This is a genomic window from Chromohalobacter moromii (assembly GCF_023091865.1).
Classification (GTDB): domain Bacteria; phylum Pseudomonadota; class Gammaproteobacteria; order Pseudomonadales; family Halomonadaceae; genus Chromohalobacter; species Chromohalobacter moromii.
This window is the reverse complement of record NZ_JAHXDI010000001.1, coordinates 810,408-832,085: the sequence shown is the minus strand read 5'-3', so window position 1 is coordinate 832,085 and position 21,678 is coordinate 810,408. Positions and strand designations below refer to the sequence as shown.

Annotated in this window: 21 protein-coding genes and 1 tRNA gene; 8 read left to right on the top strand and 14 right to left on the bottom strand. The window is 60.9% G+C overall.

Annotated features, from left to right (window positions below):
• Nucleotides 1–13: 13 nt before the first annotated feature.
• The 11 genes from KZO83_RS03730 to KZO83_RS03680 all read right to left on the bottom strand — a co-directional run bounded on the left by KZO83_RS03730 (nucleotide 14) and on the right by KZO83_RS03680 (nucleotide 9,755).
• On the bottom strand, nucleotides 14–610 hold the full coding sequence (locus tag KZO83_RS03730; RefSeq protein ID WP_178999470.1) for a CvpA family protein: 597 nt from the start codon (nucleotides 608–610) through the stop codon (nucleotides 14–16).
• A complete protein-coding gene (locus KZO83_RS03725) occupies nucleotides 610–1,269 on the bottom strand; it encodes an SPOR domain-containing protein (RefSeq protein ID WP_247619798.1) in 660 nt (219 codons plus the stop codon). Before KZO83_RS03725 ends, KZO83_RS03730 begins: the two co-directional genes overlap by 1 nt.
• The gene (gene folC / locus KZO83_RS03720; RefSeq protein ID WP_247619797.1) at nucleotides 1,266–2,567 is read right to left on the bottom strand and encodes a bifunctional tetrahydrofolate synthase/dihydrofolate synthase; all 1,302 of its coding nucleotides are present in this window, start codon (nucleotides 2,565–2,567) and stop codon (nucleotides 1,266–1,268) included. Before folC ends, KZO83_RS03725 begins: the two co-directional genes overlap by 4 nt.
• Nucleotides 2,568–3,500 carry an acetyl-CoA carboxylase, carboxyltransferase subunit beta gene (gene accD / locus KZO83_RS03715; protein ID WP_178999467.1) on the bottom strand — a complete coding sequence of 311 codons (933 nt, stop codon included), beginning with the start codon at nucleotides 3,498–3,500 and terminating at the stop codon, nucleotides 2,568–2,570.
• 90 nt (nucleotides 3,501–3,590) lie between these two features.
• Nucleotides 3,591–4,394: a tryptophan synthase subunit alpha gene (trpA, locus tag KZO83_RS03710; protein ID WP_178999501.1), complete on the bottom strand. Its 804-nt coding sequence runs from the start codon at nucleotides 4,392–4,394 to the stop codon at nucleotides 3,591–3,593.
• 8 nt (nucleotides 4,395–4,402) lie between these two features.
• Nucleotides 4,403–5,617 carry a tryptophan synthase subunit beta gene (gene trpB, locus KZO83_RS03705; RefSeq protein WP_178999466.1) on the bottom strand — a complete coding sequence of 405 codons (1,215 nt, stop codon included), beginning with the start codon at nucleotides 5,615–5,617 and terminating at the stop codon, nucleotides 4,403–4,405.
• 11 nt (nucleotides 5,618–5,628) lie between these two features.
• Entirely contained in the window at nucleotides 5,629–6,264 is a 636-nt protein-coding gene (locus tag KZO83_RS03700; protein WP_247619796.1) for a phosphoribosylanthranilate isomerase, read from the bottom strand.
• The gene (truA, locus tag KZO83_RS03695; RefSeq protein ID WP_247619795.1) at nucleotides 6,261–7,187 is read right to left on the bottom strand and encodes a tRNA pseudouridine(38-40) synthase TruA; all 927 of its coding nucleotides are present in this window, start codon (nucleotides 7,185–7,187) and stop codon (nucleotides 6,261–6,263) included. The genes KZO83_RS03700 and truA overlap by 4 nt, the downstream gene beginning before the upstream one ends.
• 55 nt (nucleotides 7,188–7,242) lie before the next feature.
• Nucleotides 7,243–9,048, bottom strand: a complete 1,806-nt coding sequence (locus tag KZO83_RS03690) for a FimV/HubP-related protein (protein WP_247619794.1) — start codon at nucleotides 9,046–9,048, stop codon at nucleotides 7,243–7,245.
• A gap of 160 nt (nucleotides 9,049–9,208) precedes the next feature.
• Complete coding sequence (locus tag KZO83_RS03685) at nucleotides 9,209–9,367, bottom strand: YqaE/Pmp3 family membrane protein (RefSeq protein WP_040244018.1); 159 nt, start codon at nucleotides 9,365–9,367, stop codon at nucleotides 9,209–9,211.
• Between the two features lie 121 nt (nucleotides 9,368–9,488).
• On the bottom strand, nucleotides 9,489–9,755 hold the full coding sequence (locus KZO83_RS03680) for a hypothetical protein (RefSeq protein WP_040244019.1): 267 nt from the start codon (nucleotides 9,753–9,755) through the stop codon (nucleotides 9,489–9,491).
• 293 nt (nucleotides 9,756–10,048) lie between these two features.
• Between KZO83_RS03680 and KZO83_RS03675 the strand changes: the two genes are divergently transcribed.
• The 7 genes from KZO83_RS03675 to putP all read left to right on the top strand — a co-directional run bounded on the left by KZO83_RS03675 (nucleotide 10,049) and on the right by putP (nucleotide 18,801).
• Nucleotides 10,049–11,518, top strand: coding sequence for a dihydrolipoyl dehydrogenase (locus KZO83_RS03675; protein ID WP_247619793.1), 1,470 nt, complete (start codon nucleotides 10,049–10,051; stop codon nucleotides 11,516–11,518).
• Between the two features lie 86 nt (nucleotides 11,519–11,604).
• Complete coding sequence (locus tag KZO83_RS03670; RefSeq protein WP_246893789.1) at nucleotides 11,605–12,015, top strand: CBS domain-containing protein; 411 nt, start codon at nucleotides 11,605–11,607, stop codon at nucleotides 12,013–12,015.
• 226 nt (nucleotides 12,016–12,241) lie between these two features.
• A tRNA-Gly gene (locus tag KZO83_RS03665) sits at nucleotides 12,242–12,317 on the top strand.
• 193 nt (nucleotides 12,318–12,510) lie between these two features.
• A complete protein-coding gene (locus KZO83_RS03660; protein ID WP_040244022.1) occupies nucleotides 12,511–12,882 on the top strand; it encodes a hypothetical protein in 372 nt (123 codons plus the stop codon).
• A 64-nt stretch (nucleotides 12,883–12,946) separates the two neighbouring features.
• Nucleotides 12,947–13,735 (top strand): AraC family transcriptional regulator, encoded by a 789-nt coding sequence (locus KZO83_RS03655; RefSeq protein WP_040244023.1) that lies wholly within the window; start codon nucleotides 12,947–12,949, stop codon nucleotides 13,733–13,735.
• A gap of 190 nt (nucleotides 13,736–13,925) precedes the next feature.
• On the top strand, nucleotides 13,926–17,117 hold the full coding sequence (gene putA, locus KZO83_RS03650; protein WP_247619792.1) for a bifunctional proline dehydrogenase/L-glutamate gamma-semialdehyde dehydrogenase PutA: 3,192 nt from the start codon (nucleotides 13,926–13,928) through the stop codon (nucleotides 17,115–17,117).
• 193 nt (nucleotides 17,118–17,310) lie between these two features.
• Nucleotides 17,311–18,801: a sodium/proline symporter PutP gene (gene putP, locus KZO83_RS03645; protein WP_247619791.1), complete on the top strand. Its 1,491-nt coding sequence runs from the start codon at nucleotides 17,311–17,313 to the stop codon at nucleotides 18,799–18,801.
• 65 nt (nucleotides 18,802–18,866) lie between these two features.
• On the opposite strand, the gene KZO83_RS03640 is transcribed toward putP, so the two are convergent.
• Both KZO83_RS03640 and KZO83_RS03635 read right to left on the bottom strand, forming a co-directional pair.
• Nucleotides 18,867–19,253 (bottom strand): GtrA family protein, encoded by a 387-nt coding sequence (locus tag KZO83_RS03640; RefSeq protein WP_247619790.1) that lies wholly within the window; start codon nucleotides 19,251–19,253, stop codon nucleotides 18,867–18,869.
• A 2-nt stretch (nucleotides 19,254–19,255) separates the two neighbouring features.
• On the bottom strand, nucleotides 19,256–20,272 hold the full coding sequence (locus tag KZO83_RS03635; protein ID WP_246893792.1) for a glycosyltransferase family 2 protein: 1,017 nt from the start codon (nucleotides 20,270–20,272) through the stop codon (nucleotides 19,256–19,258).
• A 315-nt stretch (nucleotides 20,273–20,587) separates the two neighbouring features.
• Between KZO83_RS03635 and KZO83_RS03630 the strand changes: the two genes are divergently transcribed.
• On the top strand, nucleotides 20,588–21,175 hold the full coding sequence (locus tag KZO83_RS03630) for an OmpW/AlkL family protein (protein WP_247619789.1): 588 nt from the start codon (nucleotides 20,588–20,590) through the stop codon (nucleotides 21,173–21,175).
• Nucleotides 21,176–21,244: 69 nt separating this feature from the next.
• Here the strand turns inward: KZO83_RS03630 and KZO83_RS03625 are convergent, their stop codons facing one another.
• The gene (locus tag KZO83_RS03625; protein ID WP_040244027.1) at nucleotides 21,245–21,571 is read right to left on the bottom strand and encodes a YqcC family protein; all 327 of its coding nucleotides are present in this window, start codon (nucleotides 21,569–21,571) and stop codon (nucleotides 21,245–21,247) included.
• Nucleotides 21,572–21,678 lie beyond the last annotated feature (107 nt).

Genomic DNA, 21,678 nt, shown 5'->3' with positions numbered 1-21,678 from the left:
CATCGAGGCGCCTTCAAGGCGCCTTCGTATCCGATGATGCGTTCGATGCAGGTGCCTCGGGCGACGTTTCCAGCACTTGGCCGGCCGCCTCGCGTCCCGTATCACGCAAGGCACGTTCGGCACCTGAAGTGTCGATTTCCCACGCCTCCAGGCGGTCCACCGACCAGTCACGCAACTGCTCGAAGGCCGGACGCAACTGCGCATTCTGCCACGCGGCGATCCCTGACAAAGGCGTCAACGTCAAGATGACCGTCGCCAATACCAGAATCAAGGCACCGCGCGCGGCGCCAAACGTCGCGCCGGCAACACGATTGAAAAATCCCATGCCGACCCATTCGATGGCGGCGTTGATCATGCGGATCAAAAACCCGCAGAGCATGACGATGACGAAAATCACCAGAACGAAGCCCAGCACCAGACGGATTTCGGGATGATCGATATAGGGTGCCATCATCTCGGCTACCGCCGGGGCGAACATTCGCGCGCCCAACAATGCCGCCACCCAGGCCGCTAGTCCCAGCGCTTCGCGCACCAGCCCCCGCATGAAACCGGCCAGCATGGAGACGGTCAAAACCGCCAAGAAGGCCCAGTCGAGCCAGGTCAGCGTCATCACTCCTCCCGCACGCGAATCAAGAGCCCCTGGATATTGGCGTCTTCCTTGAGTTCGGTGCGCACGCGCTCACCTTCATCGGAGGTCCCAAACGGACCGACGTACACCGTGGTCAGATCATTGTCGCGCGGACGCTGATAGGCATCGAACCCTTGTGACGAGAGCTTTTCGACGAGCCGTTTGGCATTGTCCGGTTGCCCGAAGCTACCAACCTGCACTGCCCAGCCGTCTTGCACCTCGGATGTCGTTGGCGACTCGCCAGTGTCCCCTTGCGCTTCCGACGATGCCGACTGCTCAGCGATGGCGGCAATAGGATCGTCGTTCACGGAATCCGCTTCATCGGATGCCTCGCCGTCATCGGAACCCGCTGGCTGCGAAGACGCTGGCTGCGAAGCAGCATCGGCGTCGGATTGACCGAGCTGGGCCTCGGTCGATGGCTCGACGACCCTGTCATTGTCCGCGTCTTCTTCAAGATTGGCAGGCGGCTCGGGAGAGTCGACATCACGCTGATCAACGGAAATCGGCTGCTCGATGGCAAGTACCGGCTCGGGGCGCTCGCTCCGCGGAGTCGGCTCATCGAGCAACATAGGTAGGAAAATCACTGCCAACGCGACGAGGATGATCGCGCCACTGACCCGCTCACGAATTCCATATTTCATGACACACTCCTTGGGCTCGCCACGACCCCGAGTGATTCAAGGGTGGTCGAAGCCTCCGCGACGGTCCAGAACGAGCCGCAGACCAGCACCTCGTCGCCATTGTCCATGTTGGTGTGCAACCAGCGTACGCCAGCGTCCGGCGACGCGGCGCAATGCAACACCTGAGCGTCGCACGTCGCCAAAAAGGCGGCCAACTGCTCAGCATCGCGCGCGCGATCACCGCTCAACGATACCGGGACCCAGGCATCGATCTGAGGCGCCAGCGCCTCGATCACACCCTTGGCATCCTTGTCCGCCAGCATGCCCAGCAGACAAAGACGTCGCCCGCGCGCCGGACGCTGTGCCAAGGAGCTAGCAACATAGGCGGCGGCATGCGGGTTATGACCGACATCTAGACACCAGGGGCCCTGCCATTGCAGCCGCCCGGGCAGTACGGCTCGACCAAATGCCCGCTGGCACGCCGATCCCTCCAGGGAAATCCCCGCCAACGCCAGTGCCTGCAATGCCGTCGCGGCATTGTCCAATGGCAGGTAGGGATCGGGGAGCGCACTCAGAGTCAGGGCCTCGCCAGTGATGGTTTCGCCCTGCCACTGCCAGCCGTCGGCTGTGGCTTGCCAGTCGAAACGCTCGCCAAGCGCAAATACCGGCGCCGCCAGGCTCTCGGCATGCTGGCGAACACTCGCCGGCAAGGCGGTACTACCCAGCACCGCCGGGCGACCTGGACGCATGACGCCGGCCTTTTCCTGACCGATGGTCTCGAGATGCGTGCCCAGAAAGGCGGCATGATCTTGAGCTACGGTGGTGACCACCGCCACGTCCGAGTCGATGACGTTGACCGCGTCCAACCGCCCCCCCAGCCCCACTTCAAGCAACGCAACATCGGGTTGTTGGCGCATAATCAACCACAAGGCAGCCAATGTGCCGACTTCAAAGTAAGTAAGGCTAATCTCTTCATCTGCAAGGCGGGCCGCTTCGACAGCCTCGAAGGCCTCGACCAAAGCGGCATCATCGACCTCTTGGCCATCGAAGCACAGGCGTTCGTTGTAACGCTGTAGATGCGGTGATGTATAAGCGGCGCTGCGCCAGCCATGCTCACGTGCCAGCGCATCGAGCATGGCCACGGTCGAGCCCTTGCCGTTGGTGCCGGCTACCGTAATGACACGCCCCGCCAGCGCTCTGGCATTGAGTCCCAAGCGCGTGGCAACCGCAGTGACCCGCTCGAGCCCCAGATCGATGGCCACGGGGTGCTGGCGCTCGAGATGCGCCAGCCAAGCCTCCAGAGTGGTCGTATCAGACATTCAGTGATCGGCCTGGGAGAACTCGTCCAGTGTGCTTTGGGCCGGCGCTTCATCGGCTTCGCTGTCCTGGCCGAAACGCGACTGATGCGTCAGCTTGCGCATGACACCGCCCAGGCGCGCTCGCATATCATGGCGATGCACGATCATATCCACAGTGCCGTGTTCGAGCAGAAATTCGCTGCGCTGGAAACCTTCCGGCAACTGCTCGCGCACGGTCTGCTCGATGACACGCGGCCCAGCGAATCCGATCAAGGCATTAGGCTCAGCGATATTGAGATCGCCCAACATCGCCAACGACGCGGATACCCCACCGAAGACAGGGTCGGTCAACACCGACATGTAGGGCACGCCCGCCTGCTTGAGCTTTTCCAAGGCAGCGGATGTCTTGGCCATCTGCATCAGCGAGAAAAGCGCTTCCTGCATGCGGGCACCGCCGGATGCAGCGAAGCAGACCAGAGGTACGCCCTCTTCCAGCGCCTGGGTCGCGGCACGCACGAACTTCTCGCCCACCACGGCCCCCATGGAACCGCCCATGAAACTGAATTCGAACGCCACCGCGACTACCGGCAAGCCATCGAGCTTACCGCGCATGGCAATCAAGGCATCGTTTTCGTCGGTGGCTTTCTGAGCCGCCGCCAAGCGATCCTTGTATTTCTTGGAGTCGCGGAACTTGAGTCGATCGCTGGGCTGCAGGTCGGCGGCGATCTCCTCGCGACCTTCCGTATCCAGGAACCAGTTGAGTCGTTTGCGTGCGGTCAGGCGCAGATGATGATCGCACTTGGGGCACACACTCTGATGGCGCTCCAACTCGGGAAGATAGAGCACCGCCTCACAATTGGGGCACTTACGCCACAGGCCATCAGGCACGCTTTTCCGGCGATCGGTTCGCTGGGTACGGCTCATCGACGGCACAATTTTGTCTAGCCAGCTCATGGTTCTGAGACGCTTCCGTGTTGCTTGTCTGACGCATCGAGCCACGTCCGTGGCCCAATGCAGCGAATAGTAGGGGCTCGCATGACCGACTCAGCGATCAAGCGCATCGCGCATGTCGCCAAGCACAGCCTTTAGCGCCGCCGGTATTGCCTCGGGGCGTTCGGCGTTTTCGGCGATACGCGACACCAGTGCACTGCCGACGATGACGCCATCGGCTACCCGGCCGACCGCCGCAGCGGTCTCGCCATCGCGAATGCCGAAGCCGACACATAACGGCAAATCGGTCATCTCGCGTAGCGGCGCTAACTGCCGCGCCACGGCCTCGACATCCAGCGACGCAGCACCCGTCACACCCTTGAGTGATACATAGTACAAATAACCCTCGCCGTGCGCACATATTGTAGCTGCCCGGGAGGACGAGGTGGTAGGGGCCAGTAGGAAGATCGACTGCAGACCATACTCGGCAAACAGTGGCGCTATCGCCGTGGCTTCTTCAGGCGGCATGTCGACCATCAACACGCCGTCGACGCCCGCATCCCGCGCACGCCGGACGAACGCCTCGTAGCCCATGCGCTCGATGGGATTGAGATATCCCATCAACACCACCGGCGTTGTCGAGTCAGACTCGCGAAACGACGCCACCATGTCGAGCACATCGGCCAGACGCGTCCCGTGCTTGAGCGCGCGCTCGCAAGCTTTCTGGATCACCGGCCCATCGGCCATGGGGTCGGAAAACGGCACGCCCAATTCCAGCACATCGGCGCCCGCTTCGACACAGGCGTGCATGAAGCCAACGGTATACTGTGGCGCGGGATCGCCGGCAGTGATGTACGGAATCAAGGCACGGCGCGACTGGGCCTTGAGCGCCGCAAAACGTTGATCGATACGATTCATAGTCATGCTCAAAATTCCAGACCGTCGAGCTTGGCCACCGTGTGAATGTCCTTGTCGCCACGCCCGGAAAGATTGACGACGATGTGCTGATCGGGGCGCATGGACGCCGCCATCACCTTGGCATGGGCCAGCGCATGAGCCGATTCAAGCGCGGGCATGATGCCCTCGATGCGGGTCAACTCGCGAAACGCCTCGAGCACCGCATCGTCGTTGGCGGCCACGTAATTGACGCGACCGACGTCCTTCCACAGTGCGTGCTCGGGGCCGACGCCAGGATAGTCGAGACCGGCGGAGATCGAATGCGTATCCGACACCTGGCCACTCGCGTCGGACATCAGGTAAGTCCGATTGCCATGTAGCACACCGCTGGGCGCATTGGCAGTCAACGGTGCGGCATGACGCCCCGTTTCGACACCGTCGCCACCGGCCTCGACACCCACCATCGCCACTTCTTCATCCTCGAGGAACGGATAGAACAGGCCGATGGCGTTGGAGCCGCCCCCGACGCAGGCCACCAGGGCATCCGGCAGGCGACCGATCTGAGCGAAGCTCTGCTCGCGGGCTTCGCGACCGATCACCGACGTGAAGTCGCGCACCATGGCCGGATAAGGATGCGGGCCGGCCACGGTACCGATGATGTAGAAGGTATCGTCGACATTGGTCACCCAGTCGCGCAGCGCCTCGTTCATGGCGTCCTTGAGGGTTCGCGACCCGGACTCGACCGGATGCACTTCGGCCCCCAGCAGGCGCATGCGATAGACGTTGAGCTTCTGGCGCTCGACGTCCTCGGCGCCCATGTAGATCTCGCACTTGAGCCCCAGCCGCGCGGCGACGGTGGCCGTGGCCACGCCATGCTGGCCGGCACCGGTCTCGGCGATGACGCGCGGCTTGCCGCTCTTCTTGGCGAGCAACGCCTGGCCGATGGTGTTGTTCACCTTGTGGGCGCCGGTGTGGTTGAGATCTTCGCGCTTGAGCCAGATCTGCGCACCACCGATCTGCTTGGACCATCGTTCAGCGTGGTACAGCGGAGACGGGCGGCCCACGTAATGGGCCAGATCACGGTCGAATTCGGCCTGGAAATCGGCATCGTCACGAAGGCTCATGTAAACCTTCTCCAACTCTTCCAGGGCGAAGCTCAGAGTCTCCGAGACGAACCGGCCACCGTAAGGACCAAAATGGCCTTGGGCGTCCGGCAGTCGGGTCAGGTCGCTGAACTTGGTCACGAATGACACCTCTATGGGGCTTGGGTATGGAACACTTGGGACAGAAATGCCCGGATGCTCGCGGGATCTTTGACGCCCTTGGCCGCCTCGACGCCTCCCGAGACATCGACGGCGTAGGGCCGCACCCGCTGAATGGCTTCGGCAACATTGGTTGCCGTCAAACCTCCTGCGAGAATAACAGGTTTTGCCAGGTTTGCGGGGATTCGCGACCAGTCGAAGGTCTCACCCGTCCCTCCCGGCATGCCGGGACGATAGGCATCCAGCAGCAGGCCGCGCGCGCCGGCATAACGCGTAGCCTCGGCGTGCAAGTCGAGCCCGTCGCGCATGCGCAAGGCCTTGATCCAGGGAATATCCAGATGCGCACACGCCTCGGCGGTCTCGTCACCATGCAACTGCACCAAATCAAGATGCCGCGCGCAACGCCTAATCTCGTCCGGCGGCTGGTCGACGAACAACCCTACTCGTGTAACGAAGGGCGGCACGCATGCCGATAGCCGCGCCAGGCGCGCTTCATCGATGGCCCGCGCGCTGCCAGGCCACATCACGAAGCCCAGTGCATCGGCCCCCGCCGCCACAGCCGCTTCGATGTCTTCCTCACGCGTCAGGCCGCATATCTTGACGCGAGTTCGCTGCACCGGCGTCTTCATGACGACACCTCTCGACGCGGTGGATGGACGCGGCGCTGGCGACGCGCACGCGCCCACTCGCTATCCGGCAACGTGCGCTCGCCGCTCCATTCCCCGACGAACGCCAGCATGTTCGGGCCAAGCGGCTCTTGTGGCAATGGGAAGCGCTCATCGTAGTACACGTCGACGAAATGCAGCCCGCAACCCGGCGCCGTGACATTGCCCTGCGTTCGGTCGCGCAGCGCCAACAACTCGCCAGGATAGGTCGTCGGGTGATCGCCACGCCCAACGGCCACCAATGCGCCGGCGATATTGCGGATCATGTGATGCAAGAACGCATTGGCCTGAATGTCGATGACGATCATCGGACCATAGCGCCGCACCTCGATGAAGTGTACATGACGATGGGAGCTTTTCGACTGGCAGCCCGCGGCGCGAAAACTCGAAAAATCTTGCTCGCCGATCAACGCCTGAGCGGCGGCATGCATGCGATCGGCATCCAGGGGCTCACGACACCAGGTCGCATTGGCGCGCTCGAGCACCGGCCGCGATGGCTGATTGAGAATCACGTAACGGTAGCGCCGCGCCAAGGCCGAAAGCCGCGCATGAAAATCGTCGGCGACCGGCACCACCCAGCGCACCGCAATATCGCGCGGCAATTTGGCGTTGGTACCGAACAGCCAAGCTTTTTGTGTGCGAGACACCGGTGCATCGAAGTGCACTACTTGGCGCGTGGCATGCACCCCGGTATCGGTGCGCCCGCTGCACAGCGCTTGCACCGGCGCATTGGCAATCTTCGAAAGCGCCGTTTCCAGCGCTGCCTGCACCGAAGGCGCTTGTGTGAGGCGCTGCCAGCCACAGTACGCGCTGCCATCGTACTCGACACCGAGTGCAATGCGCCCTTCCAGCGGCTGGCGGTCATCCTGGAATTCGAAGAAGGCCATCGATATCCGTCACGTTGAGTCTTGGGTATGTGGTGCAAACGTCTGCGTATCGCACTCAGACGCCATCGTACTCACGCATCAGCGCCCTGGCCTCGCGCGCCACACCATCGTCTTCGGCGCGCGCAGCGACTTGCAGCAACGCCTTGGCCTGCGTGGTTTCGCCCTCGGCGGCCAGCAACCCTCGCGCCCTCTCCAGCGCGTCGGCTGGCGCCTCGGCGGCGCGCCCATTATCCAGATGCGAGGGTTCGAACGCCACTTCCTCGACCTCCCAACGCGCAGCATCATGTGATGACTCACCTGACTCAGCGTACGAATCGGCCCCCGTCGTGGGCTCTACCTCGGGTAACTGATAGTCCAGGCGCGCGGGCGCGCCGGGAACCTCGGGCGGCTCGAACTCGAGCGGCGCGGCTTCCTCGTGGGGGCGTGCGGCCGGCGTTACCGCCTTGGCGTCCTCATCCGATTCATCATGCGGCGTCTCGGGCTTCGCGTTGTCGGCAGGCACCGAGGCGCCTTCGAATAGCGCGTCCATGTCAGGGGAGGACGTCATCGGTTCATGCGGCACGCTGGCGGCCTGCGTGGCGACGACTTGACGATAATGCATCACCAAGGCCTCCGCCTCGCGATGCGTTTCATCACTGACCGTCGACGCGAAGCACTCGGCCTCCCCCTCCAACGCATCGAGCTCGCCTAGTTCACCCAACACCGACAGCAATTTGAGGCGTAACTCGGCATTTTCCTGTACCGCCAGGCGCGCCTGCAGCCATTCACGCGCCTGGGTATAACGTCCATAGGCGATATAAATATCGGCCTCGTCGATGGTGGCCGTTTCGGGTACATCATCGTCACTGAGGATCGGGCGCGCCTTGGCGGTAGGCTGCATCGTCCCCAACTGCGCCGCCATATCCTGATAGGTCGCTTCGCGGCCGCTACGCCAACGCTGCCACCCCCAGAGCGCCAGCAAGACGGTCAACACGACCAGCAACACTACCTGCAGTGGCCCCAACCAGGATGACGAGGAGCCCTCGCGCGAGGCAGCAGTAGTCGGCGTACTCGGGGATGTCTCGTCGTGGGGTGACGCTGCCTGCTCGCCGGGCGATGCCGACGGGGTATCGGACGCTGTCTGTGTCAGCAAGGCCGCCACGCCGGTCACATCGACCGGCGGTAGCGGCGAGAGTGCTTCGAGGCGCTCGGCCAGCGCATCACGTTCTCGCTCGACGTAAGCCATGCGTACTCGTAGAGCTTGCAGCGCCGCCTCCAGCTCGGCCGCACGCTGAGAATCGGCCCCACCTGCGTGCTGCCTCGATGAAGTGGTACCCGACGCGGAACGCGAGGCCTCGCCCCCCTCACGAGCCTCCCCAACGACGCCCTGAGGCGACTCAGGCTGGGGCTGAGAGGTCGCGGTCGTCGATGAAGTAGCTTGCCGCGCCGACGTTCCCTGCACCGCCTGCGACGCGCCAGGAGCACTCGCCAGCACGTAGCCAGGCGGATCGAGCAGTAATGTCACCGGCTGCTGGATGCGTCCTTGCGGCCATGACACCTCCAACAATAATTCAAGATACGCGCGCCCCACCGGCGCCTGACTGCTGATCGTGACACGTGGCGGTGTGGCATCACTCGATAAACCAACGTTCAGCGGCATCTCGAGCGCCGTCTTGCCCAGTCCCGCCGCCTCGAAGGCAGCTTCATCCGCTAGACGCACCTTGAGTCGCTGGGGGTCGATATCACCGACACCGGACAGCGTCAGTTCGGCACGCAAGGGCTGATTGAGATAAGAGGTGACCTGCGGCGCTCCCACACTCACGCCTAGTGCCACGGGGCTCATCACGACTAGGCACAATGTCAGGGCAATCTTGCGCAGCATGGAATCCTCAAGAACGACATCAACGATGGTTGGAGTTTTATCATATCTTTTAACCAGCCACCTCATACTAAGCCCTACCCAAACAAGACGAGCCCGCCTAGGCGGGCTCGTTGCTCAGATGACGTCAATCAAGGGCACCATCTCGGCGATGCCACATCTGTCAACGCGTAGCGATGATCCAAACGGCATGAATGATGCCGGGAATATACCCCAACAACGTCAGCAGAATATTGAGCCAGAAATGCAGACCGAAGCCGACCTGCAGGAAAACCCCCAGGGGCGGCAGCAAAATAGCCAGAATTATGCGGATAATGTCCATACATCCTCTCCTTGTAAATGCGTCCTTTCAGAGTCTTTCAAAGTCGCGTGGGGCGCCCCCACTGGTGGTATTCACCGCCTAGCATGATACGCAAGGGGAAGACGCCTCGATAGCCTGGCTACTACTTGCTGCGAGGATCGCAGTATTCGACTCCCGGCGCATGCGAATGCGCTTCGGGGTCAATCTTCTGGCGCACCTTGTCGGCGCCCGAGGCCAGCGTGTCGTGGTGACGCTCCCAATCTTCCCAATCATGTGGGGTACCACTGCGCGGGCGCTGGCTTGCCGCGCCTCGAGCCCGTGCCCAGGCCTGCTCTTCGAGGGTGGTGGGCTTGTCCTCTTCTTTGTCGAGGCCGATTCCCTGCTTGGCCAAGTAATCGCGTGCGTTCATGTTGCCTCCCGAAGAGCCGAACCCTGTGTATTACGTCTCGTGCCAATGATTTGCGCTATTTCTGCGCGGCGTCATCTTCTCACAAAGCCACTATAGCCTATCCATTCTAAATGAAGGCATGAGACCAACTTTCAAGCCGCCGCCCCTTCATCGTTTTTAGCTATCAGAAATTTAATTTTAATCAAATTCATCATAACCTTGCTCCTCGGCATACTACCCGCGCTTTCAAGTAGCCAAGCGACACGCGACGGCTCGCTCATTTTCAAAACCGACGACTCAACGAGGACACAGGCATGGAAGTACGCAAGGTGGATGTCGCCATCATCGGCGCCGGAACCGCAGGCCTCGGCGCCTATCGCGCCGCTAAGGCGCATACCGACTCGGTCTTGATGATCGAAGGCGGGCCCTATGGCACGACCTGCGCACGCGTCGGCTGCATGCCCTCCAAATTGCTGATCGCCGCCGCCGAGGCCGCACACCATGCCCGCGACACGTCGCCCTTCGGCATCAACGTCAGCGGCGAGATAACAGTCGACGGACGTGCGGTGATGGACCGTGTTCGCCGAGAGCGCGATCGCTTCGTGGGCTTCGTGATCGAATCGGTCGACGGCATTCCCGACAGCGACAAGCTGCGCGGTTATGCCCGCTTCGCCGATGCCAACACGCTGATCGTCGATGAGGAAAACCGCGTCGAGGCCGAAAAAATCGTCATCGCCTCCGGTTCGAGCCCCACCTACCCTAGTTTCTTCGAGGCCGCCGGCGATCGCCTGGTGATCAACGACGACGTCTTCGAGTGGGAGACTCTGCCCGAATCGGTGGCCCTTTTCGGCCCCGGAGTCATCGGTCTCGAATTGGGCCAGGCGCTACACAGACTCGGCGTGCGCTTGCGCATCTTCGGCGTGGGAGGTGCGCTGGGACCGCTCCAGGATACTACGATTCGTGACTACGCCGAGCAGGCGTTCAACGACGAGCTTTATGTCGACCCCGACGCCACGGTCGAGTCTATCGAGCGCGACGGCGACAGCGTGATCATCACCTTCATCGAACGCGGGACCGGGGAACGCCTGACCGAACGCTTCGACTATCTTCTTGCCGCAACCGGGCGGCGTCCCAACATCGACGGTCTCGATATCGAGGCGGCCCACCTCACGCTCGATGCCCGTGGCGTGCCGGTGTACAACCGCCATACGCTGCAATGCCGTAACGACCAAGATTCGCCAAGCCATGTATTCATCGCTGGCGACGTCAATCATGAGTTGCCGCTTCTCCACGAGGCCTCCGACGAAGGGCGCATCGCTGGTGACAATGCCGGCCGCTACCCTGACGTCAGGGCTGGGCACCGCCGCACGCCACTGGGTGTGGTCTTCAGCGACCCGCAGATTGCCACTGTGGGGATGAGCTATCCTCAGTTAGAAGCGCGCTATGGCGACTGTGAGTGCTTCGCCGTCGGCGAGGTGTCCTTCGAGGGCCAGGGACGTTCACGGGTCATGCGCATGAACAAGGGGCTGATGCATGTATACGCCGAGCAAGGCTCAGGGTTGTTTCTCGGCGCCGAGATCTTCGGGCCACGCGCCGAACACTTGGGCCACTTGCTCGCCTGGGCGCATCAGCAACGCCTAACGGTCAGCGAGATGCTGGAGATGCCGTTTTATCACCCGGTCGTCGAGGAAGGCTTGCGCACCGCATTGCGCGACCTCAACGCCAAGCTCCAGTTGGGGCCGGCGATCGTCGAGCGCTGCATGGAATGCGGCCCGGGGGACTGATGTTTCAACGCCACGCGCCGCGTGGTGCCACGCTAACGGCATGACGTCAGTGGATGTCATGCACGTCGATGCCCAGGAGACCTGCCATGACGCGTTCATCCCCCGCCGTAGTCGGCGATATCATGATCGGCGATGGCTACCGAGTCACCGCCAACATCTCGATCTCGGCGCTCGCCGATGGCCTGGCGCGCCACCGATTGCCCGGTGCACCCGTCGTCGATGCACAAGACCGCTTGATCGGCTTCATCTCGGAACAGGATGTGTTGGGCCAGTTGCTCGATAGCGCCTATCACTGCGGCCAACCCTCATTGGTCGGCGAGTTGATGCGAGACGAGGTCCTGACGGTGACGCCCGATAAGAGCATCGTCGACTTGGCCGAATCCATGCGTGGCGAACGCCCCAAGGTATATCCCGTTGTCGATGACGGACACGTCATTGGCCTGGTAACCCGCCGCGAGGTTCTCGCCGCCCTATTGGTAATGCGCAACCGCTGCTGAGGCCGACGCCAACCCATAAAAAAACCGCCGTGCAAAGGCACGGCGGTCAATCGAGAACAGTAAGCTCAAAACGCATTTCCTAGCGACTGCCTGGAATCACGTTTCTTGCATTAACTCAGACCGTATTACCGGCAAAAGTTCCCTCGCCTCGCGCATTTTTTATCGAGCGCTGCCATGGTCAGGCTTGCCAAGTCCTAGCCCGCTTGATTAACATCCCCTGCGTCGAGCGGGCATAGCTCAGTTGGTAGAGCATCAGCTTCCCAAGCTGAGGGTCGCGAGTTCGAGCCTCGTTGCCCGCTCCATCCTTTCTGCATAATTTGACGTCGCCCTAGGGTCGCGAGCTGGTACGCCAGCCCGGTGGAACGCCACCCGGTCGAGCCTCGTTGCCCGCTCCATCTCTTCTTTGCGTTCATAACGCCAGGAGAGTCACTGCGTCGCGGCGCGCTCGCATGCTAGACTCAAGGCTTCGCATTCGTTTCGGCCTCTCACCGCATCATGCTACTTTTTTTACTGGTTTTCGCCGTCTGCCTGTCGATCCTGGTCGGCACCGTGGCGATGCTGATGCTCAGCCGTACGCCCCGTTACCGGACCGAGCCCGAGCATCTGCTCACGCTGTTCGACAAAACGCTGGACAAACGCGTCAGCGTGGCCGAATGGCATACCCTGGTCGATTATCCGATTCGCCACGATGCCTATCTCGAAAGCATTCGCCGCCGCGCGCAGCATGTGATGGAAGAGCACGGTAGGCCCTGGCAAGTCGCACAAGGAGGCTGCCTACTATCGCGCGCCGGGCGTGACGAACTCGAGGCGCTACGCGACCATTTGCGTGCGCGCCTGGCACTGCGGGAGCCTGAACTAAAGGCCTGAGAATTGCACCTCACGCACTATGGGCGTGTATGGTAAGCTCACTGCGAAGCTCGGGAGGGTCGCCATGAGCAGCAGCATTCGTCTGACGCCGCTCGACAACACCGTCAAACATCACGGCCATGCCTTTCATCAGATCGTCATCGGCCTAGCCGGCCATGCCGAGTTCGAGATCGAGGGGCTGGGCGGCTCCATCGCGCCCCTATCCGGCTGCATCGTCCCGATCAATCATGTGCACTATTACGAAGGTATCGGTGACAACCGCCAGCTGATCCTCGACCTTCCGGATGATTCGCCCTCGCTGACCGGTGGTCATCGCGAACTGGCCAGCCTGTTCGATGCGCCACGCTATTTCACGCTCGACGACCCCCTGCGCAACTATCTCAACTTCGTGGTACAGGAAATGTCGCAGCCGCGCCATGCCGACGGAGAATTGCTCGCCACGACCTTCTTGAGCTGCCTGCATGCCCGCCTGGCCGCGCCGACGACGCTCGATAACGGACGCGCGTTGGATCTCGATACTATCGATCGCTACATCGACCTTCACCTCGCTGAGCGCGTGACAGTCAAGGATCTGGCGCGCTTGGCCTGCCTGAGCGAGGCACATTTCGGCGAGCGCTTTCGACGCCATACGGGGCTGACGCCTTACCAATACTTGTTGCGTCGCCGCCTCGAGCGCGCGAGCACCTTGCTGCGAACCGTCGGTGCACCGCTCAGTGAAATAGCGGCACGCACAGGATTCGCCAACCAAAGCGCCCTGTCGCATGCCTTTCGACGCCAGCATGGCCAGTCTCCCTCGCAATGGCGCCGAAGCGCCACCGCCTCCGTCATGACCACGCCCTCCATCATAGACTAAGGTCTAAAATTCAAGCCCACCTCTTCTTCTGCCGTGTTTTTTGACACAAATACCCGGGAAATTGGCAAGACCGGGCACGCTGACCCACTCTAAAGTCGACGCTATACAACATAACCAGGACGCCGATACCGGCGCCGACTCCGCACGCCCACCTTCATCATTGCGTCGCCGATCATCACGGGGTCAAGACATGCAAAATGCCAACACCATGCTGGAAACCGCCACCTGGAATGACGATCTCGACACGCTGTTCGCCCGTGTCAGCGATTATTACAGCGTCGAGGAAGACGCCTATGTCGCCGAGCTGGTCGCGTTCCTGCGTACCGAAGAGCAAGACTTCAAGCGGATCGCCACGCAAACCGCCGAGCTGGTGCGCGACGTCCGCGAGATGGATACGGCGGTCGATTCCATCGATGAGTTGCTGCAGGAATACAGCCTCGATACTCATGAAGGCTTGATGTTGATGTGCCTGGCCGAGGCCATGCTCCGCATCCCCGACAAGGCTACCGCGGACGCCCTGATCGAAGATAAGTTGGGACCCGCCGACTGGAAGGCGCACGTGGGCCAGAGCGAGTCGTGGTTCGTCAATGCGTCCACCTGGGGGCTGCTGATGACCGGCCGCGTCCTGCAGCTCGACCAGCCTCGCGAAGGCAAGCCCGCCACCTTCATCAACAAGATGGTCAATCGCATGGGCGAGCCGGTGATTCGGCGCGCCATGTATCAGGCGATGAAGATCATGGGCAAGCAGTTCGTGCTGGGGCGGACCATCGACGAGGCCCTGAAGCGCTCTCAGCCGCTGTTTGACAAGGGCTATACCTACTCGTACGACATGCTCGGCGAAGCGGCGCGCACGCGGCCCGACGCCGGTCGTTATTTCGATGACTATGCCCAGGCCATCAAACGCGTCGGTGCTACCAGCCGCAAGTTGGACGCCAAGACGCCAGCACCGTCGGTGTCGATTAAGCTATCGGCCCTGCATCCGCGTTACGAATTCGGACGCCGCCGCCAGATCCTAGAAGAACTCACCGACAGCGTTCGCCAGCTTGCCTCGCTAGCCCGCGAGAACAACGTCGCCATCACCATCGATGCCGAAGAAGCCGACCGCCTGGAATTGTCGCTGGAAGTCTTCCGCGACGTGTTCGAAAGCGATACCTGCCGAGGCTGGGGGCACTTCGGGCTGGTGGTGCAGGCCTACTCCAAACGTGTCTTGCCGGTTTTGCACTACATCAACCGTCTCGCCGATCAGTGTGGCGACGAGATCCCACTGCGACTGGTCAAGGGCGCCTACTGGGACACCGAAATCAAAGAAGCCCAACAGCAAGGGCTAGACGGTTACCCAGTCTTCACCCGCAAGGCATGCACCGACGTCACCTATCTAGCCTGCGTGCATTTCCTGCTCTCCGAAAATACCCGAGGGCGCATCTTCCCGCAGTTCGCGACGCACAACGCCCACACCATCAGTACCATACTGGAGCTCGCCAATGCAGGGGATCGTCATTTCGAGTTCCAACGCCTGCATGGCATGGGCGAAGCGCTCTACGAAGCCGCGCTCAAACGCGCGCCACAGGGCACTTATTGCCGTATCTACGCCCCGGTAGGCGCGCACAAGGATCTACTGCCCTACCTCGTGCGGCGTTTGCTGGAAAACGGCGCCAATTCGTCTTTCGTGCACCAGTTGGTCGATCCTCGCGTGCCCGTGGAAAGCCTCTGCGAGCACCCGGTAGAGACCTTGTCGCAATACGACACTTATGCCAATCCACGGATTCCGCTGCCACGCGATATCTATGGGGAAAAACGCAAGAACTCCAAGGGCGTCAACTTGAACATCAACAGCCAATACCAACCGCTGATCGACACCATGGCGACATTCATGGATAGCGAACATCACGTCAAACCACTGCTGGCCTTCGACGTGGAAGACGATGCCGCACAGCGTCACGACGTGCTCAGCCCTTACGACACCCGCCAGCGCGTGGGCAGCGTGCAGTGGACCACGAGCGAGCAGGCCAAACGCGCCGTGGATGCCGCCTGGGCGGCCTTCCCACGCTGGTGCGATACGCCAGTCGAGGAGCGTGCGCAGATCCTCGAGCGCTTCGCCGACTTGATGGAAGAACACCTCGCCGAACTGATGACGCTATGTTCCCGCGAAGGCGGCAAATTGCTCACCGATGGCGTCGACGAGATCCGCGAAGCGGTGGACTTCTGCCGCTACTATGCGATGCGTGCCCGCGAGATGTTCGACGCGCCGATCCCCCTACCCGGCCCGACCGGCGAGTCCAACGAACTGATCCTGTCCGGCAAGGGCGTATTCGCCGCCATCAGCCCGTGGAATTTCCCCGTCGCGATTTTCTGCGGCCAGATGGTCGCCGCCGCTGTCGCTGGCAATCCGGTGCTCGCCAAGCCGGCCGAGCAGACCTCGCTGATCGCCCATCGCGTCGTGGAATTGCTGCATGAAGCCGGCATGCCGCGCGACGTGGTGCAATTGCTGCCCGGCGATGGCCCTACCGTGGGTAGCGTGTTGACTGGGGACGCTCGCATCACCGGCGTGGTCTTTACCGGTGGCACCGATACCGCGCAACTCATCAACCGCTCCCTCGCCGATCGCGAAGGTGCCGCCTTGCCGACCTTGATCGCCGAAACCGGTGGCATGAATGCCATGATCGTCGACTCCACCGCGCTCCCCGAGCAAGTCGTCGCCGACGTGGTGGCCTCGGCGTTCCAGAGCGCCGGCCAGCGCTGTAGCGCCTTGCGCGTGCTCTACATTCAGGAAGATGTCGCCGACCACGTTATCGAGCTACTCAAGGGCGCCATGGCAGAGCTGCACATCGGCGATCCGCGTGACCTGGGTACCGATGTCGGCCCGGTCATCGACGAGGATGCTCATCGTCAGCTCAGCGATTACATCGTGCGCCTCAAGGAGGAAGGCCGTCTGGTGGCCGAGGCGACACCCGATGCCGACACCACGGCGCACGGCCACTTCATTGCGCCGACCGCGTTCGAGATCGAAGGCATCGATGCACTGGAGAGCGAGCAATTCGGGCCGATATTACACATAGCTCGGTATCGTAGCGCGGAGATCGACCATGTCATCGATACCATCAATGCCAAGGGGTATGGCCTGACGTTCGGCATTCACAGCCGCAACGAGTCCTTCGCCGCTGACATAGCGCGGAAAATTCGAGTGGGCAATGTGTACGTCAATCGTAATATCATTGGAGCCGTCGTGGGCGTACAGCCTTTCGGTGGCCAGGGTCTGTCAGGCACTGGCCCCAAAGCGGGCGGACCGCATTATCTGCAGCGGTTCGCCACGGAGAAGACTCGCACCATCAATACCGCTGCCTTGGGCGGCAATGCGTCTCTACTCGCGCTGGGAGACGAGTGATCTTCACTCGTCATCAAACAACAAACGGTGGGAACTCCCTCATGGTCAAAATAACGCCACTATCGGCTTCACCTCCACGTTCTGCCTGTTCATGATGCTCGCCATCAACGTTCTGGCCCGCATGCGTACTAACAACCTGCCGGATCTGCATCCGGCCTAATAACTAAGATAATTAAGAACAGGAGACGTTTTTATGGCTATTGGTGTTTGGATCAGCCTTTTTGCTTACTTTGCGCTCATGATAGGCATCGGCCTTTATGCCATGCGCACATCCACGTCCACGTCTGAAGATTACATGTTGGGTGGTCGAACCCTCAGCCCTAAAGTGGCGGCCCTGTCGGCCGGCGCTTCGGACATGAGTGGCTGGTTGCTGCTGGGTCTACCCGGGGCGATGTTCGTATCCGGCTTGGGCTCGGCCTGGATCGGCATCGGCCTTTTCGTAGGGGCATTCTTCAACTGGGTTTTGGTGGCACCACGCCTTCGTGAACAGACGGTTCATTATGGCAATGCGATAACCATCCCCGCGTTCCTGGCAAACCGATTCCCGACGCGAGCTATGTCGTTGAGGACGGTATCCGCCATCGTCATCGTTGTCTTCTTCGCGGTTTACACGGCATCCGGCCTGGTGGCAGGCGGCAAACTGTTCGAAAGCGCGTTTTCCGGCGTTATCAACATCGGTGGCCTGAGCGATTACGCTGTCGGTGTCGTCATCACTCTGGGTGTGGTGCTGGTCTATACGGTTGTCGGCGGCTTTTTGGCCGTGAGCATGACGGACTTCGTGCAAGGCTGCATCATGATGCTGGCGCTGATCATCATGCCAGCGGTCGTGATCTTCGGCGAAGGTGGCGGCGGTTTCACCCAAGCCTCGCAGACCCTGAATGAGGTCGATCCCACACTGCTATCGTGGACGGATGGATTGACCTTCATCGGTTGGCTGTCTGCAGTGGCCTGGGGACTGGGTTATTTCGGACAACCGCACATCATCGTGCGCTTCATGGCCATTCGGTCTCTGAAGGATGTGCCTATCGCCCGTAACATCGGTATGAGCTGGATGCTCATTTCCCTGATCGGTGCGGTCTCTCTGGGGATATTCGGCCGAGCCTATGCAATCCGCAATGGTATGGAGGTCGAGGATCCGGAAACGATCTTCATCATCCTGGCGGACCTGCTGTTCCATCCGCTGATCACCGGTTTCCTCTATGCGGCACTGCTTGCGGCGATCATGAGCACCGTGTCCAGCCAGCTTCTGGTGGCATCTTCATCACTGACCGAGGACTTCTACCGCCTGTTCCTGCGTAAGCAGGCAACGGAAAAGGAGACCGTCACGATAGGTCGCGTTAGTGTCGTATTGGTTGGCTTGGTGGCCGCCTTCATTGCATCTGACCCGAACTCTCAGGTCCTGGGGCTGGTCAGCAACGCCTGGGCAGGCTTCGGTGCGGCATTCGGCCCATTGATCATCCTGTCGCTGATGTGGTCGCGCACGAACGGTGCTGGCGCCATCGCCGGCATGGTCGTGGGGGCCGTCACCGTCATGATCTGGATCTCACTGGGCTGGAACGCATCGTTCATGGGAGGTTCCGGTGTATACGAGATCATTCCTGGCTTCATCGCCTCCTTCATTGCCATCCTGGTGGTGAGCAATGTGACTAAGGATGCCGGGGAATATAAGCAAATCTCTCGCTAAAAGGGCGCGCATAGCGCACGCCGATTAGTGAAAGGGCTCCTGCGGGAGCCCTTTTCGATGGTCGGTCACGGTGGTGCACCAAAGGCCCAGAAGCGCGACGCCAGGTAAGTGAGCACCGGCACCATCAATGTCGCGATCACCACGGCAATAAAGCCGCTTAGTGGGGTCACGGCCAACAAGGCGGCCAATACCCCGTTGTTCAGAGCGAAGCCCAACGCCGCCACCAAGAAGAAACGCCTTGCCCGGCCACGCCGGCGAAAGGTAACGCGCCGATGCCCGATCAATGACACCTGGAAAGCCGCCAAAAATGCCACGAGATTCGCCACGAACTCGGACATTCCCGGCCAGAGCCCGATCAGCACGCCCGCCACCAGCAAATGTACCCCCGTGGCGATGCCCCCGACGAGCCCGAAGCGCGCAGCAGTGCCAGCCTCTCCCACGAGCCGACTCATGGTTAGCCGTTACCTCGACCGCGCGACGCTCGTGGCGTCTCGCTATCTTCGGCGACCAGGTAGAGCGGCCGATGCTTGGCCTCTATGAAGAGCCGCCCCACGTATTCCCCCAGCACGCCGATCGACAACAATTGCATGCCGCCGAAAAACAGGATCGCCGTCATCAGCGACGCATAGCCGGGCACGTCGCTGCCAAATAGCACCACACGCCCCACCAGCAACACGATGTACAAGAAAGCGATCAAGGCAATCACCGCACCGAAGTAGGACCAGATCCGCAACGGCCAGGTGGAAAAGCTCACCACGCCGTCCAGTGCGAAGTTCCACAGTTTCCAGTAGTTGAACTTACTCTGCCCCGTCTCGCGGGAAGGACGTGCATAGTAAACCCCAGTGGTGCGATACCCCGGCCAGGAGAATAGCCCCTTCATGAACCGACTGCGTTCCGGCAAGCGGTTGATAGCGTCGACCACGCACCGATCCATGAGTCGGAAATCCCCCGCGTTACGTGGAATCGGCGTCTCCGCCATGCGGTTGAAGAAGCGATAGAACAAGCCGGCGGTGGCACGTTTGGTATGAGTGTCCTCGTCACGGGTACCACGCACGCCATAGACCATGTCATAACCTTCCTCACGCCACCGACGCACGAACTCGAGGATCACCTCTGGCGGATCCTGGAGATCGACATCCATGGGCACGATGGCATCGCCACGGGCATGTGCGAGCCCCGCCGATAGCGCCGCCTCCTTGCCGAAGTTACGAGTCAACGACAAGTAGCGCACGCGAGCATCTTGCTCATGCGCGTGGCGCAAGCTGGATAGGGTCGCGTCCTGCGACCCATCATCGATAAAGAGCACTTCCCAGCGTGCAATATGGCCATCGAGGGCGTCACGGATCGCTTGAAGAAATCCCGGAATGGCGGCCTCTTCATTCATGACAGGCACCACGATGGACAATAGCCAACCAGCACCGGTGCCTTCTTCCTGTACTCCCTCGCTCGCCGACGATGATGATAGTTCCATCTTTTCCTCCGCTTTTAGCTCGCCACGATCAACCACAGACTCAATGTCGCCATCCCCACCGCATCAACGCACTCCTTTTGCGATGGGCTCACTTGGCAGTTAAGAGGTTTTCCACCCTCTTGGCGAATCCAATCATTTCGAGGGCACGGCACCCGTATGATGCCGAACTCACCCATCATGGTGGATCAGACTCGTTCAACGGAAGAAAACAGTGTTTGAAAATTCTTCTGGACTTAAAAAACACTGTTTCCTATACTGCAAGCGTTGATACGGAAACGCCGTTCGATACGGCGCTGTAACCCAAAGGAGTGTCCCATGACCAAGACTAAACTTTTTTCCGCCCTCGTACTGGCCGGCTCCTGCGCTTTCGGTACACAGGCTGCTCTCGCCTATGACGCAGGCGACTTCTTCGTACGCGGCGATATCGCCAAGAGCGACATGGATGATAGCCACGTCGAGGACGAAAATGGCTTCATGGGTAGCGTTGGCTACCTCTTCCAAGACAAGTTGGGTGTTGCCCTGACCTCCAGCGAAAAGTTCGAGCACGACTTCTCGACCAATGGGGTCAACGGCGACTTCGAACAGCGCCCGATTAATCTGATGCTGCAATACTATCCGCTGGGTGGCACTGACTCGCGCGTCCAGCCCTATGCCGGTGCCGGCGTCAACTACACCAAGTTTTCCAGCGAAAACCTCGCCAACGGCCAGAGCGCCGATATGGACGAATCCTGGGGTGCCGTCGGTGAACTGGGCGTTGACCTGTTCGTGACCGAGAACCTGGCCTTCAACGGCTTCGCCAGCTACACCGATGTGGATTCCGACGTCGACATCGATGGCAGCTCAGCCGGTTCAGTCGACCTGGACCCGGTCACCGTGGGTGGCGGTCTCAGCTATCGCTTCTAAGCAACACGCATCAGCACGTTGATATAACGCCGGGCTCTCGCCCGGCGTTTTCGTATCTGGCCATGCATCTCACGCCTCGGTAACCACCCGGTCTACCTCGGCCACGGCTTCAGTAACCACGCGACGTACGCTGGGCGAGGCGTCTTTCAGCCAAGTATCCACGGCAGGCGCCACATCGCATGACGCCGGCAACGGTGACTCGGTCTCGACCAGCGTTTCGAGCCGCGCCACGAAGACATAGCGCAGCCACTGCGGCATCACCATGGTATCGACGCAAAATGGCTGCTGGCTGGCAAAAGCCGCTGCGGTTGGTTCTTCCACCCGCCACATATCGACACTGCGTAATGTCGCGACCAAGTTTTCCAATGCCTTCATCAAGTCGTCATGAGCCGTCATCTCGCCTCCTGGAAAGGGTTAAATACAGCTCCATTATCGCGTTCACCCTAGGCGATTGACCACCTCGCCGACGGTTTCTCCCCAAGATGTCGTTTACCCACAGTTCA